A 15,853-nucleotide genomic window follows, 5' to 3' on the forward strand; every position below is an offset into this window, starting at 1 on the left:
AAGGGGCTTCGGCCCCTTATTTATTTTTAGTTTTGATTTTAATTTTTGAACTATCTTTCACAACTTGCATCACGGGATAACTACGAGTCTCTTTTACACCGGGTAATTGCCATAGCACTTGCCCTGCGATACGTCGAAACTCCTCCATACTTCCACTGCGTAATTTAATTAAAAAATCAAATCCCCCACTAACCATATGGCATTCAACGATTTCTGGATAATGCACGACTGCGTCAATAAACTCATCTAAAACATTAGGTGTGGTTTTATCAAGTAAGACTTCGACAAAAACCAAAAAATTTGCATTTAACTTAACTGGATTTAATTTAGCTTCATAACCTAAGATGAATTCATCTTTGGTGAGCTTCTGTACTCGTGCCATAACTGCTGTTGGAGACAAATTGACGAGTTCAGCTAATTTGCTGTTGGAAATACGCCCATCTGTTTGAAGAATATCCAAAATTTTTAAATCGGTGCGATCAAGGCTTAATAATGGGCCATTCATCTGAATTTTCCTCTAAAAAATGGGCAAAATATAGTGAGTTATTCGGTGTTTCTTCTGTAATGATAAATTATCTAAACCTCTCTACTCAAGATGAGTTTACGAGAGCTGGTTGGCGGAAATAGATATGAACACAATGGATACTTTTCATCAAATGGATAAATCTCACCAAGGCTATATCACCGAATTCAACGATAAAAGTGAGTTTGAACAACGCATTAATACAGCTTGGCGACGTGCCGAACCTGAAGCTGTAGAAGAGCTATTACAAGCTGCTGCGGTATCTGATGATTTAGATCATAAAATTTATGACCTTGCATTTAACCTTGCCCATAATTTACGTGAACGTAAGACTTCTTCAGGTAAAGCAGGTATTGTTCAAGGGTTATTACAAGAATTTTCTCTTTCTTCACAAGAAGGCGTGGCGCTCATGTGTCTTGCTGAAGCTTTGCTTCGTATTCCAGACACAGCAACACGTGATTTGCTCATTCGCGATAAAATCAATCAAGGTAACTGGAAAGAACATGTTGGCCAAAGCAGCTTAATGTTTGTGAATGCTGCTGCATGGGGTCTCATGTTAACTGGTAAGCTTATGGAAACACCAAAGCAAACCAGTCTTTCAAGTGTACTTACTGGACTTTTAGCACGTAGTGGCCGTGGCATTATTCGTAAAGCAGTTGACGTTGCAATGCGTATGATGGGTGAACAGTTTGTGACTGGTGAAACCATCGAAGAAGCTGTCGACCATGCAAAAGTACTTGAGGATAAAGGTTTCCGCTATTCTTATGACATGTTAGGTGAAGCTGCCTTAACCGACCATGATGCTGAACGTTACTTTAATGATTACACACAAGCCATTCATGCAATTGGTAAAGCGTCTAATGGTAAAGGCGTATATGATGGCCCTGGTATCTCAATTAAGCTTTCAGCTTTACATCCACGTTACCAACGTGCGCAAATTGAACGTGTTCACAAAGAACTCTACGGCAAAGTATTTGAACTCGCTCGTTTAGCTAAACAGTACAATATTGGTTTAAATATCGATGCAGAAGAATCAGAGCGTTTAGAAATTTCTCTTGAGTTACTTGAGCGTCTTTGTTTTGAGCCAGAACTTGCTAACTGGAAAGGCATTGGTTTCGTAATTCAAGCTTATCAAAAACGCTGCTTCTTTGTGGTTGATTATATTATTGACCTTGCTAAGCGTAGCCAAAAGCGTCTGATGATCCGTCTTGTAAAAGGCGCATATTGGGATAGCGAAATTAAGAAAGCACAAATCGAAGGTATGGATGACTACCCTGTCTTTACACGTAAAGTTCATACTGACTTGTCTTATATCGCTTGTGCTAAAAAATTACTTGCAGCACCAGAATTTATTTATCCGCAATTTGCGACGCATAATGCTCAAACTTTAGCAACGATCTATCATTTAGCAGACCCAAGCAAATATTACGCTGGTCAATATGAGTTCCAATGCTTACATGGTATGGGCGAGCCGCTTTATGAACAAGTTGTTGGTCCACGTGAGCAAAATAAATTAGGCGTGCCATGCCGTATTTATGCTCCGGTTGGTAACCACGAAACATTGTTAGCTTATTTAGTCCGTCGTTTACTTGAAAATGGCGCGAATACTTCATTTGTTAACCGTATTGCCGATAAAACACTTAAAGTTGAAGATCTTATCCAGTCTCCAATTTATGATATTCGTAATGCAGCTAAGCTTGAAGGTTCAGTTGGTTTAAAACATCCATCAATTCCACTACCTTTAGATATGTACGGAACGCTTCGTAAAAACTCTAAAGGTTATGACTTAGCAAATGACACCCCACTTGCAGCTTTAGATAGCACAGCTCAAGAATTACGTAATCGTATTTGGCAAAGCCATCCGTTGTTGGCTAATGCTGATTCTTTAGAACAAGGTCATTCTGTTGCAATTACAAACCCAGCACAAAATGATGAAATTGTTGGTTATGTACAAGAAGCTGATCTTAAGCATGTCGAAATCGCTCTTACTGCAGCTGAACAAACCCAATCAGAATGGTCAAATACGCCTAAGGATCAACGCGCTCAATACTTAAAACACGCAGCTGACCTCATGGAAAGCCGTATTCAAGAGTTGATGGTATTACTTTGCCGTGAAAGTGGTAAAACTTATGCCAATGCGATTGCAGAAGTTCGTGAGGCTGTAGATTTCCTACGTTACTATGCAACCCAAGTTGAAAATCTTCCTGCAAATACAGTTATTCAGCCTTTAGGTACTGTACTTTGTATTAGCCCATGGAACTTCCCTCTTGCAATTTTCTCAGGTCAAATTGCTGCGGCATTAGTCAGTGGTAACTGTGTTATTGCTAAACCAGCTGAACAAACTCCATTGATCGCAGCCCAAGCAGTTCAGATTTTATGGGAAGCTGGTATTCCACATGGTGCTGTACAGCTACTTCCTGGCCGCGGTGAAACAGTAGGTGCTCAGCTCAGCCAAGATAGCCGTATCAATGGCATCATGTTTACTGGCTCGACTGAAGTTGCAAAAATTTTACAGAAGACCGTTGCAAAACGTTTATCTGAAAATGGTCAATCTATTCCGCTCATTGCAGAGACTGGCGGTCAAAATGCAATGATTGTTGACTCATCTGCTTTAACTGAACAAGTTGTATTAGATGTTGTAAGTTCTGCTTTTGATAGCGCAGGTCAACGCTGCTCTGCTTTACGTATTTTATGTGTACAAGAAGACAGTGCTGCAACCGTTATTAAAATGCTTAAAGGTGCAATGCAACAGTTGATCGTAGGTAACCCTGCAATTTTAAAAACTGACATTGGTCCTGTTATTGATGACGAAGCAAAACAGACGATTGACCAGCACATCCAGAAAATGAAATCGAAGGGTTATCCGGTACATCAATTGATGTTTGGTGCAACAAGCCAAACAGAATTAGATAAAGGAACTTTTGTTGTGCCAACAGCAATTGAACTTCCTAATCTTGATGACTTACAACGTGAAGTTTTTGGTCCGGTTTTACACATCATTACCTATAAGTATGGTGAACTTGAGCAACTCATCTCAAGAATCAACGCTAAAGGTTATGGTTTAACTATGGGTCTTCATACCCGTATTGATGAAACCATCCAAACCGTAATTCAACATGCTGAAGTGGGTAACCTTTATATCAACCGTAATATTGTTGGTGCTGTTGTTGGCGTACAACCATTCGGTGGTGAAGGTTTATCTGGTACAGGCCCTAAAGCGGGTGGCCCTCTTTATATGTATCGCTTAATGCAGCATTGTTCTAACAAAGTATTAGCAACTCCATTTGCGGTAAAAAATGAGCAAACCATTTTTGAAGGCTTTAACCGTGAGGTTTATCAAAGCTTACAAAACTGGGCGAAACAACATTTACCACAAGCAAACCGTGAAATTGAACCTTTTGGTGTTGGTAAGTTTTATGAGTTACAAGGCCCTACTGGGGAAAGTAACCAATATATTATTTTGCCGCGTCATCGTGTTCTTTCAATTGCTGATACAGAACAAGATCAATTGCATCAGTTACTTGCAATCTTTGCAGTTGGCAGCCAAGCTGCTGTAATGCCAAATAGTCCATTATTGGCAAAACATAAACAAACGTTGCCAAAAGATGTACTTGATGCGATTACTACCATTAAAAACATCACTACAGATGATTTTGATGCAGTTTTACATCATGGCAACCGCGAAGAGATCTTCTCATTACAGCAAGAAATTGCTAGCCGTTCTGGCGCAATTGTTGGTATTACTCATGTTGAACCAAATGAGTCGATTCCACTTGAACGTTTGGTAATTGAACGTGCAATTAGCGTAAATACAGCTGCGGCTGGCGGTAATGCAAGCTTAATGACAATGTCTGAATAATTAAGTAATTTTCTAAAAAGCCCAAATTACGATATTTGGGCTTTTTTGTTTAATAAAATAATCTATTCTTAAATATATAAATTTTATCAATTTGAGTTTTTAATAATGATTTTTTTTGAACCAGAACAATACCAAAAAAAATGCACTCAGCTTTTTAACTTATACCGAAAACAAATTTCCGCTCTGCTACCATCTGCCCAAATTGAGCATATAGGTTCATCTGCAATACCTAATGCATTCTCAAAAGGTGATTTAGACATTTATATTGAGGTTCTACCCGATCAATTTGAGTTTGCAATAGAACAGTTAAAAACGCTTAATTTTATAGAAAAGCAAAATACATTAAGAACAAATGAGCTTTGCATGCTCGAGTCACTCAACAACGATGATGTTGCCTTTCAAGTTGTAGTAACCGGTTCAATATTCACATTTTTCTTAACCTTTAGAGATAAGCTTATAGCTTCTCCAACATTAGTTAATGAATATAATCAATTAAAGTTAGAGTCCACTCACTTAGATCATGACCAATATAGAGCAGTAAAATCTAATTTTATTGAACGCGTTTTAAGTCACTCCTAGTGTAAGTATTTTTTCTTTATGAATAACTAACTAAAATTGGCTCCTTTAAGCTCAATTTTTTGGTACCATTCACCATTTGATTCTGTCTAAATTTTCTTTGTCTATGACTTCTTCTTATCGTCAACAACTTCAAGCTAAAATTGATCGCATTACTACTCAATTTTCTGAATTTACACCGCCTACATTAGAAGTGTTTGAATCGCCTGAACAACATTTCCGTATGCGTGCTGAATTTCGTATCTGGCATACAGAAAATGATATGTTTTATGCCATGTTTGAACGTAATGATGATGGCAAGCAAAAAACCGTTGTACGTATAGATGAGTTTCCTATTGCAGATAAAAGCATTAATGACTTAATGCCACTCCTTTTAGCAGAACTTAAAGCCAACTCTTTACTTTCTCAGCGTTTATTTGAAATTGACTTTCTCGCAACTTTAAGCGGAGAAATGTTAGTTACCTTGATTTATCACCGTAAGCTTAATCAGGAATGGGAACAAGCAGCTAAAGCACTTGCTGAAAAATTAAATATTAAAATTATGGGCCGTAGCCGCGGCCAGAAAATTGTTATTGGCGATGACTTTGTTGTAGAAGAATTTGAACTTTTAAACCGTTCATTTAAATACAAACAAATCGAAAGTAGCTTTACGCAGCCTAATGCACAAGTTTGCAAAAAAATGCTGCAATGGGCATGTGATGCAGCTGAAGGATCAAAAAAACACCTATTAGAACTTTATTGTGGTAATGGTAATTTCACGCTTCCACTCTCTTTAAAATTTGAAAGAGTACTTGCGACTGAACTTGCAAAATCATCAGTTTATGCGGCGCAGTGGAATATCGAACAGAACCAGATTGATAATATTCAAGTAGCTCGCCTATCGGCTGAAGAGTTCACTCAAGCCTATCAAGGTGAACGTGAATTCCGCCGTCTACAAGAAGCAGATATTGATATTCAAAGCTACGACTTCGATACGGTATTCGTTGATCCTCCACGCGCAGGAATTGACGATGAAACTTTAAAACTATTGCAGGGCTTTGAACGTATTATCTACATTTCATGCAACCCCGACACTTTATATGAAAATTTAAAAACGCTCACTCAAACTCATCGCGTTACTAAGTTTGCTTTATTTGATCAGTTCCCTTATACGCATCATGTAGAGTCTGGTGTCTTACTTGAGAAGATTTAAACAAAATTTTTCAATGTAACCCTATTTTATAAGGAGATAAAATATCTCCTTATTTTTCAAAGTCTTTTAATTAAGTATTTAAATTTTAAAAAAATATCAAGTCATCTATTCGTCATAATTTCGTTTAACTCGACCATTACTATCGAAAATTCTCTAGTTCAACTGGTGGATTTATCACATATAGAGTCTTGTATTTTAATTTATATTGGCTATATTTCGAGCTATGTTAGGTTGTATATGAAGGCTCTATGAGTTTTTGGCAAAAGCTGTTCTTGGCAGATCAACAGCATAACGAGCATAAAAACCAAACTGCTTGTGTTGAAAATGACTGCTCATGTAAAACTAATGAACAACTTCTAAGTGCGCTTGCGCAAGCGACTGATGAAGATGTCATTAAGGGAATCAAGAAAGTTCTTATTTCCCGTGGTTATAGCCGAAAAGAGTTAAATGAACTCACTCAAAAACCATCTATTCATTAATTAAAAAGCCAGTCTTGTACTGGCTTTTTTATATTTTACTTGGGTCTACAATCTGCCTGATCCACCCATCCAATAATAGGCCCCATATTAAATCTTTTATCATTTCGATTATTCTTGTGCAAATATAAACTAGAGATAGAACCGTCAAGGTATAGAGCTTGCTCGACTTCAAGATTTTTTTGGAAGAACTGAGCAAAACTATAGAAATTCACTCTATTTTTAGATATCACAAAATACAATTTATTATTTTTTATACCTACCCCATTACGTATTTTCTTTGAATCACTATTTGCTAGGAATAAGGGATTTATTTTGCCATTAATCACTAACATAGGGCCGGACTGCGTAGCATAATCGGGTTGAAAAACTTTTGCTTTATATTGTTCAGTTGTCAATATAACGGCTTGTTTGTCATTCCATGCTAAAACTCCATTAGGCTGCAAAAAGAAGTTTCCCCAGCCTTTATCTTCATTTAAAGGTTGGTTCTCTCGTCCGTTTTCAATATATAGTCCTACTGGAGAAAAACCGGAATGGAACATGCCTCCATTCATCGCAAAAGTAAGCTCTTCACATGCTTTAAGTTGATATTGAATATTGTCGAAACTTTTATAATATTGATGAGTTTGCGGATTTTTCAAAAATAAGCGTAATTGTTCTAAATTAGAAATTTCAATTACCTCAAACTGATCATCAGTAGTATTTCTAATCTGTCGATACTCTAGTGCTAAAGCGGATTGTGTAAAGATTATGAAGTTCACGATACACAGTACTAGTATTTTCATTAATGCCAAACCTTAGATGTCATTTTATTTTCATAAACACACTTTATTAAATAAAAAATGTTTGAAGTGATATATACCCGAAAGTCGCTTATTCCACCTAATCAATACACTAGAACACAACTATATTCGTTATAATAGTCACAGCTTTGTATAAAAGTGATTAAACTTTATTGGATCAGCGTGAATATGCAACAAACAAATAAACGCTACCCTTTAGGGGCTCATCTTATTGTAAAACATCTCGGCTATAGCCATCATGGTATCTATGCTGGGAGAGGTCGAGTTATTCATTATTCGGGCCTCGCACATTTCATCAAAAAACGGCCCATTGAAATCACTTCCCTAGATGCCTTTTCGCATGGCAAGAAAATTCATGTACGTTCTTACGATGCACCACGCTACAGAGGAAAAGTTGTTGTACGACGTATGCGTTCACGTATGCATGAAAACCATTATCATTTGATTATTAATAATTGTGAGCATTTATGCAGTTGGGCGATTACTGGTATCGAAAGTAGTACTCAAGTTGAGCGTATGATGCATCGTTTAACCACCATTGGTTACGTGAGTTCAATCATGAGCTATATGAATGGCATGATGCTAACCGTAGCAACCACCTGCTTTGCTCTTGTTCTTTATATTAAAAAGAAATTACGTGATCAGGCAAAAATGAATATTCCGACTTATCAATTTCTAAGAGAAAAAGCCGAAAAAAGAAATATAGACCCAACCTCACCTTTAGTCTTTATAGAACCAGATAAAAAAGAAACTATCTAATTAAAAAAGTCCTCAAGTTGAGGACTTTTTTAGAAAACTTACAACTTATTTTTTAGCTGCACTAGCCGCAGTTGCTTCAGTTGTAATGTTTACAGTGATCTTATCACCCACGTTTGGTACATAGTTACCTAAACCAAAGTCAGAGCGATTGAACGAAGTTGTCGCGTTAAAACCAATCGCTGGAACTTTTGCCATTGGGTGCTCGCCTTGCTTATTTAAGACAGCATCAAGTACAACTGGCTTAGTGATACCTTTAACAGTCAAATCACCAGTAATTTTAAAATGTTTTTTATCTTTAGTTTCTACTTTCGTACTTTTGAAAGTAATGTTTGGGTATTTAGCCGCATTAAACCAAGCTTCTTCTTGGAACTCTTTATCTAAAGCAGGTACATTGGTATTCACACTGCTTAAAGGAATGGTCACATTTACAGATGAGTTTGCTGGTTTAGCATTGTCAACTTTAATTACACCTTGGATGTCCGAGAAGTTAGCACTTGGGGTTGAAAAACCGAAGTGATTCCACGAGAAAACAGTAGCTGTGTGTGTTGGATCAATTTTATAGTCCACTGGTGCAGCTAATGTAACTGTACTTGCCAATGCTACTGCTAAACCGAAGCTTAATGTTTTAAGATGCATTTTTCGTATCCTTTATTGATATAGTCGTTAGTGTATACATCAAGTAATTTAATTCACTATTCTTTATAAAACGATATGTTTCATCCATGCAACAATAAAAGCGTTACAGTTGTTATTCAAAAACCATATTATAAAGTATAGATATTCTTCTATTCGAAGCTTTCAGATTTATTAATTTTTACTACGATTTTATTGATAAATAACAAGGTAAAACATGGTTAACACTGCCCAAGCACAAAGTACTTCTACTCCTTATCGAGTAACGCTTACCGATCCTTCAGGCCATCAATGGTTTGCAGATGAACCCACCGATAAAGGTGGACGAGATACAGCTCCAAATCCGGTTCAGCTTTTATTATCGGCTTTAGGAGCTTGCACTACAATTACACTAGAGATGTATGCAAATCACAAAGGCATCAAAATTGAGCATGTACAAGTTGATTTAGCATTAAATCCAAATGGTGATCCAGAAGCAGGTCAAAATAATATTGAGCGTAAAATTACTCTAAAAGGTGAATTTACTGAGGATCAGCATAAAAGATTATTAAAAGTTGCTGAAAACTGCCCTATTCATAAGCTTTTAACTTCTAATATTACGATCCAAACTGAACTTAACATTTAAATAGCCCATAAAAAAGCGCCCCAATCGGGACGCTTTTTATTCTGCTCAAAAGGTTAAGCAGTTAACTCTTTTACCGCAGCAACTACAGCCTCAGTTGTAATACCGAAGAATTGGAACAAGTCTTTTGCTGGTGCTGACTCACCATAAGTTGTCATACCAATTACTTTGCCATCAAGGCCAACAAACTTCCACCAGTAGTCAACGTGAGCAGCTTCTACAGCAACACGTGCACGAATGTGAGCTGGTAATACTGCTTCACGATATGCAGCATCTTGTTTCATGAACTCTTCTGCACATGGCATAGAAACAACACGAACACCTTCAAGTTGAGCATAAGCTTCCATTGCTAAAGAAACTTCTGAACCAGTAGCAATAATAATTGCTTTCAACTCACCTTTCTCTTGAGCAAGAACATAACCACCTTTTGCCGCATTCTGGATTTGCTCTTCAGTACGCGTTTGGAATGGTAAGTTTTGACGAGAGAAAATAAGTGCTGTAGGTCCATCTTTACGCTCTAAAGCAGATTTCCACGCAATCGCTGTTTCTACAGTATCAGCAGGACGCCAAGTATTTAAGTTTGGTGTACCACGTAAAGAAGCAATTTGTTCAATTGGTTGGTGTGTTGGACCATCTTCACCTAAACCGATTGAGTCATGTGTATACACATGAATCACGCGCTGTTTCATTAATGCAGACATACGTACCGCATTACGTGCATATTCCATAAACATTAAGAACGTTGCAACGTAAGGAATGAAGCCGCCATGCAATGCAACACCGTTAGCGATTGCAGTCATACCGAACTCACGTACACCATAATACACGTAGTTACCAGCCGGGTTTTCTTGAACGCCTTGGCAACCTTTCCAAAGTGTTAAGTTAGAACCTGCCAAGTCCGCAGAACCACCTAATAATTCAGGTAATAAAGGACCAAATGCTTGTAATGTGTTTTGGCTCGCTTTACGAGTTGCTACAGTTTCAGCTTTAGCATTTGTTTCACGAATAAATGCATCTGCTTGAGCTGAAAATTCTGCTGGTAAGTCACCGCTAATACGACGAAGTAACTCAGCCGCTTCCGTTGGATATTTTGCTTGGTATTGAGCAAATACTTCATTCCACGCTGCTTCAGCTTCATTACCTTTTGCTTTAGCATCCCATGCAGCATATACATCAGCAGGAATAACAAATGCTTCTTCAGTCCAACCTAAAGCTTCACGAGTTAAGGTAATTTCATCTTTACCCAGTGGTGCACCGTGACAGTCTTCTTTACCTTGCTTGTTTGGAGAACCTAAGCCAATAATTGTTTTACAAATAATAATCGTTGGTTTTTGAGTTTCTGCTTTAGCTTCAACTGTTGCTTGACGAATCGCATCAGCATCGTGGCCATCTACACGAAGAACTTGCCAACCATAAGACTTGAAACGCTCTTCAGTGTCATCACTGAACCAGCCTTCTACTTCACCATCAATCGAAATGCCGTTGTCATCATAATAAGCAATCAATTTACCAAGCTGTAAAGTACCTGCTAAAGAACATGCTTCATGAGAAATACCTTCCATTAAACAGCCATCACCTAAGAAACAATAGGTAAAGTGATCAACTACTTTTAAGTCATCTTTATTAAACTGAGCAGCTAAAGTTTTTTCTGCTAATGCAAAACCAACAGCGTTCGCAATACCTTGACCCAAAGGACCTGTCGTTGTTTCAATCCCTGGAGCGTAACCATATTCAGGGTGACCAGGAGTTTTTGAGTGCAATTGACGGAATTGTTTTAAATCTTCAATTGAAAGATCATAACCTGTTAAATGAAGCAAAGCATATTGCAACATTGAACCATGGCCATTTGATAAAACAAAACGGTCACGGTTTGCCCATTGTGGATTATTTGGGTTGTGATTTAAAAACTCGCGCCAGACGACATCAGCAATATCTGCCATCCCCATTGGAGCACCCGGATGCCCTGAGTTTGCCTGTTGCACAGCATCCATTGCCAATACACGAATTGCGTTTGCAATACGACGTTCGTTTAAAGGGGTCGTCATAGATCAGAATCCAATTTTAATAGATTGATGAAAAGAAGAAGATGAATAACCATTCAATGCCGCTATATTGTCTTAAAAAAACGCCTAGGGGTAAACCCCAACACTGTATATTTCTTTATTTTTAACTATTTCTTGGTTACTCAAAAAACATTTAGATTCTTAAGCTGTGTAAAACAATAGTATTTATGCTTATTTCCATGCTCAACGATTGTAAGCTTCTTCCTCTTAATCAACATATAGAGTTGTATTTATTTTCTTTATTTATAGCTTTTCACTTCATAATCTAAATCTTCTTGATTAATATTTAACAAAATCAAATGTTTAAAATTTAAACACTTTGTTAAAACTCTAATATAAAAATGATTAATTTTCATCTATCTATATCAATTTCCCTGATACACATATCAATTAAAACATAGTAGAAATGAAAGAAATTCATGCTTTTTAGTCAGTATGAACTGGTCCTCAAGCTCAAGTCGATGTAACATATTATGTCTTTTTGAAATAACCAAGATAGGACTTTCATGCGCGAGTACGCTGTTTTTACCTCGGAATCTGTAAGCGAAGGTCATCCCGATAAAATGGCCGACCAAATTAGCGACGCTATTTTGGATGCAATCTTAAAAGAAGACCCATACGCACGTGTTGCTTGTGAAACACTGGTAAAAACAGGCGCTGTTGTACTTGCAGGTGAAATCACAACAACTGCGAATATTGATGTAGAAGCTGTTGTTCGCCAAACTGTTAACGGTATCGGCTATCACCATTCAGATTTAGGCTTTGATGGTTCAACTTGTGCTGTAATCAACATGATTGGTAAACAATCACCAGAGATTGCACAAGGTGTAGACCGACAAAAACCTGAAGATCAAGGTGCTGGAGACCAAGGTTTAATGTTTGGTTATGCAAGTCGTGAAACCGACGTGCTTATGCCAGCCCCTATTTCTTATGCTCACCGTTTAATGGAACGCCAAGCTGAACTTCGTCGTTCAGGCGCATTACCATGGTTACGTCCAGATGCAAAAAGTCAGGTAACTTTTGCTTATGAAAATGGCAAACCTGTACGTTTAGACGCAGTAGTACTTTCTACACAGCATGATCCTGAAATTACTCAAACTCAGCTTAAAGAAGCTGTAATTGAAGAAATTATTAAACCGATCATTCCTGCTGAAATGTTCCATGCAGCAACTAAATTCCACATTAACCCGACTGGTATGTTTGTTATCGGTGGGCCTGTGGGTGACTGTGGTTTAACTGGCCGTAAAATCATCGTTGATACTTATGGCGGTATGGCTCGTCACGGCGGTGGTGCATTCTCTGGTAAAGATCCATCTAAAGTAGACCGTTCAGCTGCGTATGCTGGTCGTTATGTAGCTAAAAATATTGTTGCTGCTGGTCTTGCGGACAAATGTGAAATTCAGGTGAGTTATGCAATTGGTGTTGCAGAGCCAACGTCTATTTCAATCAATACTTTTGGTACTGCAAAAGTTTCTGATGAGTTAATTATCCAGTTAGTACGTGAACATTTCGATTTACGTCCGTTTGGTATTACTCGCATGCTTAACTTAATTCAACCTATGTATAAACAAACAGCTGCTTACGGCCACTTTGGTCGTGAAGGTTCAGATACTGCATTTACATGGGAAAAAACTGATAAAGTTGAAGCACTTAAAGATGCCGCAGGCCTTTAAGCTGATTATATTAAAAGCCCGCTCTTTAGCGGGCTTTTTTATTATTTTTGTATTTGATTAAAATTAAATAACAGCCCCTTCAACATACATTATTTAAAGGCATGTAGTGAGTATTAAGCAATATTATTGTTTTGTGCTCTTATCACCTTCATTTAATACATCTAACAGAGTCGATTGCACAGGTGTATCTTGATGATTCTGGATATAAAGATGAACAACTTTGAATACGACAACAACTGCTAGACAAGCCATCACGCAAAACATCCATAGGCCATATGGACTACGAATATGGTGTGAACCGCAATATGGACATGATTTATCAGTGGATGCCACAACTTTGTCGCAACAAGCACAATGATATTGATATAGCATAGGTAACCCTCCTTCCCTCACTTCAACCGTTGTTGTTTTAATAGGTTTGCTACATTTTTAAATTTATACATCCTTTATATTTATCCTATGTGAAATGAAAAGATAATTCAATCTGAATGAACAATCCGTTCAAATTTCAAATATTTAATTTATACAAAGAGATAGACTAAATATTATTTTTTTAGCACTATTTTTCTTATTTTGATATTTTGTTGAATTTGTTAAAATAGAAATATATTTTATTTTCTAGGCGAATTTATGACACAGCTCATTAATAAAGGTGGCTTTCGTGAAAGAGCCAATAGAAGCCGAAAATATCAACAATCTGAAAACAAGCAAGTAGCTCTGCCTTCAAAAAAGTATCAACCTCAAACTAAACTCCAAGATAATCAAAGCGAGATGATTCAAGCAAAAGCAGGTACTGCTGAAACTTCAGATGATTAACTGTTATAAATTAAAAAGGGCCTAAAACTTTTAGATTTAGGCCCTTTTTGTATAATGGATTAATTAATTTTTATTTTTATGCTCAATTTTCTTGTGGTCTGGAGTAACTTCTCTCGCTTCGCCATCAATAACACTTGAATCATGATATTGGCTACCACCACCTTGTTGATTCTGCATATCCTGCATTTGACGCATTAAATCTGCAAATGGGTTTTGACCAGCACCTGCACCACCCATGCCGCCCATCATTTTGTTCATCATGGCTTGCTGACGTTTTGCCAGTGTTCTCATTGCAATATTACGAAACGCAGTTTGGACGCCCGGAATAAGAATTAAGAGCGCTAATACATCCGATACCAGACCTGGCAACATTAATAAAAAACCAGCAAAAGCATAAGCTAATTTTTTAGTCACAGTCGGATCATTACCCAATTGTCCAGTCATCTGCATTTGTTGTAATTGCGGCATAATACCAGCCGTACTATTACGAATAAGCGTTAGACCAATAAAGAAAGCAATAATGAACCAGAAAAACACATACCATCCACTGATGAACTGTGCTACGCCAATCCATACGGCAATTTCAACAATCGCGCCCAGAACCACAATAAGAAGTAAATTCATGTAAAACTTTATCTATCTCAAAAAGAAAATTCATTGCAGTTGTTACTACTTAACTAAACTCATCCATTTTTCATTTGAAACCATGGATTAAATTTAGTTGCAAAGCTTAGACAATGTTTTTGTTGTAACCTAAAATCATAGCTAAACTAAGTTTCTGCAATACTATAAATAAGACTGATTCTAACTTAATAAAACAGTCATACACTATTATTAATGAGTGCTATATCAACTTTATCAAGTGTTTTTTCTACAAGATTTCAATTTTTTCATGAATTGGCCGATGCTTTTATCTATTAGCAGCTTTTCTATAAAATTTAACTTACATTTTTGATATCTAATAATTGATCTACTCAAGTTACATTAATTAGCTAAACTTCAAATTCAATTTTATAAGTCTTATGAACATTAAAGCACTCTTACTTATAACAAGCACTATTTTTATTTCAGCCTGCTCACCTTATATAGTGACTGCTAATCCAAATCACAGCACTTCAAAATCTGATGAAAAAGCAGAGAAAATTAAAAATTTATTTAACGAAGCACACACTACGGGTGTTTTAGTTATCCAACAAGGCCAAACTCAACAAAGCTATGGTAATGATCTTGCTCGTGCTTCGACCGAGTATGTACCTGCTTCGACCTTCAAAATGCTTAATGCTTTGATCGGCCTTGAGCACCATAAGGCAACCACCACAGAAATATTTAAGTGGGACGGGCAAAAAAGGCTGTTCCCAGAATGGGAAAAGGACATGACCCTAGGTGATGCTATGAAAGCTTCCGCTATTCCGGTTTATCAAGATTTAGCTCGTCGTATTGGACTTGAACTCATGTCTAAGGAAGTGAAGCGTGTTGGTTATGGCAATGCAGATATCGGTACCCAAGTCGATAATTTTTGGCTGGTGGGTCCTTTAAAAATTACTCCTCAGCAAGAGGCACAGTTTGCTTACAAGCTAGCTAATAAAACGCTTCCATTTAGCCTAAAAGTCCAAGATGAAGTGCAATCCATGTTATTCATAGAAGAAAAGAATGGAAATAAAATATACGCAAAAAGTGGTTGGGGATGGGATGTAGACCCACAAGTAGGCTGGTTAACTGGATGGGTTGTTCAGCCTCAAGGAAATATTGTAGCGTTCTCCCTTAACTTAGAAATGAAAAAAGGAATACCTAGCTCTGTTCGAAAAGAGATTACTTATAAAAGTTTAGAACAATTAGGTATTTTATAGAGTTAGTTTAT

Annotated in this window: 15 protein-coding genes; 9 read left to right on the forward strand and 6 right to left on the reverse strand. The window is 37.2% G+C overall.

Translation table 11 applies throughout. The annotated features are described in order from the left end of the window. Window positions 1-16: 16 nt before the first annotated feature. A complete protein-coding gene (locus RFX69_RS16320) occupies window positions 17-505 on the reverse strand; it encodes an Lrp/AsnC ligand binding domain-containing protein (protein ID WP_001014233.1) in 489 nt (162 codons plus the stop codon). Between the two features lie 124 nt (window positions 506-629). Between RFX69_RS16320 and putA the strand changes: the two genes are divergently transcribed. From putA to RFX69_RS16340, 4 genes are all read left to right on the forward strand, one after another. Further along, window positions 630-4,382 carry a trifunctional transcriptional regulator/proline dehydrogenase/L-glutamate gamma-semialdehyde dehydrogenase gene (putA, locus tag RFX69_RS16325; RefSeq protein ID WP_005128807.1) on the forward strand — a complete coding sequence of 1,251 codons (3,753 nt, stop codon included), beginning with the start codon at window positions 630-632 and terminating at the stop codon, window positions 4,380-4,382. A gap of 105 nt (window positions 4,383-4,487) precedes the next feature. Further along, on the forward strand, window positions 4,488-4,961 hold the full coding sequence (locus RFX69_RS16330; RefSeq protein ID WP_000575815.1) for a GrpB family protein: 474 nt from the start codon (window positions 4,488-4,490) through the stop codon (window positions 4,959-4,961). Window positions 4,962-5,064: 103 nt separating this feature from the next. Beyond that, on the forward strand, window positions 5,065-6,150 hold the full coding sequence (gene trmA, locus RFX69_RS16335) for a tRNA (uridine(54)-C5)-methyltransferase TrmA (protein WP_000204676.1): 1,086 nt from the start codon (window positions 5,065-5,067) through the stop codon (window positions 6,148-6,150). Between the two features lie 248 nt (window positions 6,151-6,398). Beyond that, on the forward strand, window positions 6,399-6,629 hold the full coding sequence (locus tag RFX69_RS16340; protein WP_000011679.1) for a hypothetical protein: 231 nt from the start codon (window positions 6,399-6,401) through the stop codon (window positions 6,627-6,629). 35 nt (window positions 6,630-6,664) lie between these two features. Here the strand turns inward: RFX69_RS16340 and RFX69_RS16345 are convergent, their stop codons facing one another. After that, on the reverse strand, window positions 6,665-7,411 hold the full coding sequence (locus RFX69_RS16345) for a phosphodiester glycosidase family protein (protein WP_289332446.1): 747 nt from the start codon (window positions 7,409-7,411) through the stop codon (window positions 6,665-6,667). A gap of 186 nt (window positions 7,412-7,597) precedes the next feature. Between RFX69_RS16345 and RFX69_RS16350 the strand changes: the two genes are divergently transcribed. Further along, entirely contained in the window at window positions 7,598-8,188 is a 591-nt protein-coding gene (locus RFX69_RS16350; protein WP_001187976.1) for a lecithin retinol acyltransferase family protein, read from the forward strand. A gap of 45 nt (window positions 8,189-8,233) precedes the next feature. Here RFX69_RS16350 and RFX69_RS16355 read toward each other — a convergent pair whose 3' ends face one another. After that, window positions 8,234-8,824: a YceI family protein gene (locus RFX69_RS16355; RefSeq protein ID WP_000550331.1), complete on the reverse strand. Its 591-nt coding sequence runs from the start codon at window positions 8,822-8,824 to the stop codon at window positions 8,234-8,236. 214 nt (window positions 8,825-9,038) lie between these two features. Between RFX69_RS16355 and RFX69_RS16360 the strand changes: the two genes are divergently transcribed. Further along, window positions 9,039-9,446, forward strand: a complete 408-nt coding sequence (locus RFX69_RS16360; RefSeq protein WP_000248287.1) for an OsmC family protein — start codon at window positions 9,039-9,041, stop codon at window positions 9,444-9,446. Window positions 9,447-9,499: 53 nt separating this feature from the next. On the opposite strand, the gene tkt is transcribed toward RFX69_RS16360, so the two are convergent. Beyond that, window positions 9,500-11,488, reverse strand: a complete 1,989-nt coding sequence (tkt, locus tag RFX69_RS16365) for a transketolase (RefSeq protein ID WP_289332445.1) — start codon at window positions 11,486-11,488, stop codon at window positions 9,500-9,502. 524 nt (window positions 11,489-12,012) lie between these two features. On the opposite strand from tkt, the gene metK reads away from it, so the two are divergent. After that, window positions 12,013-13,179, forward strand: coding sequence for a methionine adenosyltransferase (metK, locus tag RFX69_RS16370; protein WP_001209544.1), 1,167 nt, complete (start codon window positions 12,013-12,015; stop codon window positions 13,177-13,179). A 123-nt stretch (window positions 13,180-13,302) separates the two neighbouring features. Here metK and RFX69_RS16375 read toward each other — a convergent pair whose 3' ends face one another. Continuing rightward, the gene (locus RFX69_RS16375) at window positions 13,303-13,551 is read right to left on the reverse strand and encodes a hypothetical protein (RefSeq protein WP_000966850.1); all 249 of its coding nucleotides are present in this window, start codon (window positions 13,549-13,551) and stop codon (window positions 13,303-13,305) included. A 258-nt stretch (window positions 13,552-13,809) separates the two neighbouring features. On the opposite strand from RFX69_RS16375, the gene RFX69_RS16380 reads away from it, so the two are divergent. Continuing rightward, window positions 13,810-13,995, forward strand: a complete 186-nt coding sequence (locus tag RFX69_RS16380) for a hypothetical protein (RefSeq protein WP_000192618.1) — start codon at window positions 13,810-13,812, stop codon at window positions 13,993-13,995. A gap of 63 nt (window positions 13,996-14,058) precedes the next feature. Here RFX69_RS16380 and RFX69_RS16385 read toward each other — a convergent pair whose 3' ends face one another. Further along, complete coding sequence (locus tag RFX69_RS16385; protein ID WP_001050731.1) at window positions 14,059-14,619, reverse strand: FxsA family protein; 561 nt, start codon at window positions 14,617-14,619, stop codon at window positions 14,059-14,061. A 398-nt stretch (window positions 14,620-15,017) separates the two neighbouring features. Here RFX69_RS16385 and RFX69_RS16390 point away from each other — a divergent pair, with 398 nt between their 5' ends. Next, window positions 15,018-15,842, forward strand: coding sequence for an OXA-51 family carbapenem-hydrolyzing class D beta-lactamase OXA-67 (locus RFX69_RS16390; protein WP_063864529.1), 825 nt, complete (start codon window positions 15,018-15,020; stop codon window positions 15,840-15,842). Window positions 15,843-15,853: the final 11 nt, after the last annotated feature.

Origin of the sequence: Acinetobacter sp. 148 (assembly GCF_031196675.1) — a bacterium.
Classification (GTDB): domain Bacteria; phylum Pseudomonadota; class Gammaproteobacteria; order Pseudomonadales; family Moraxellaceae; genus Acinetobacter; species Acinetobacter baumannii.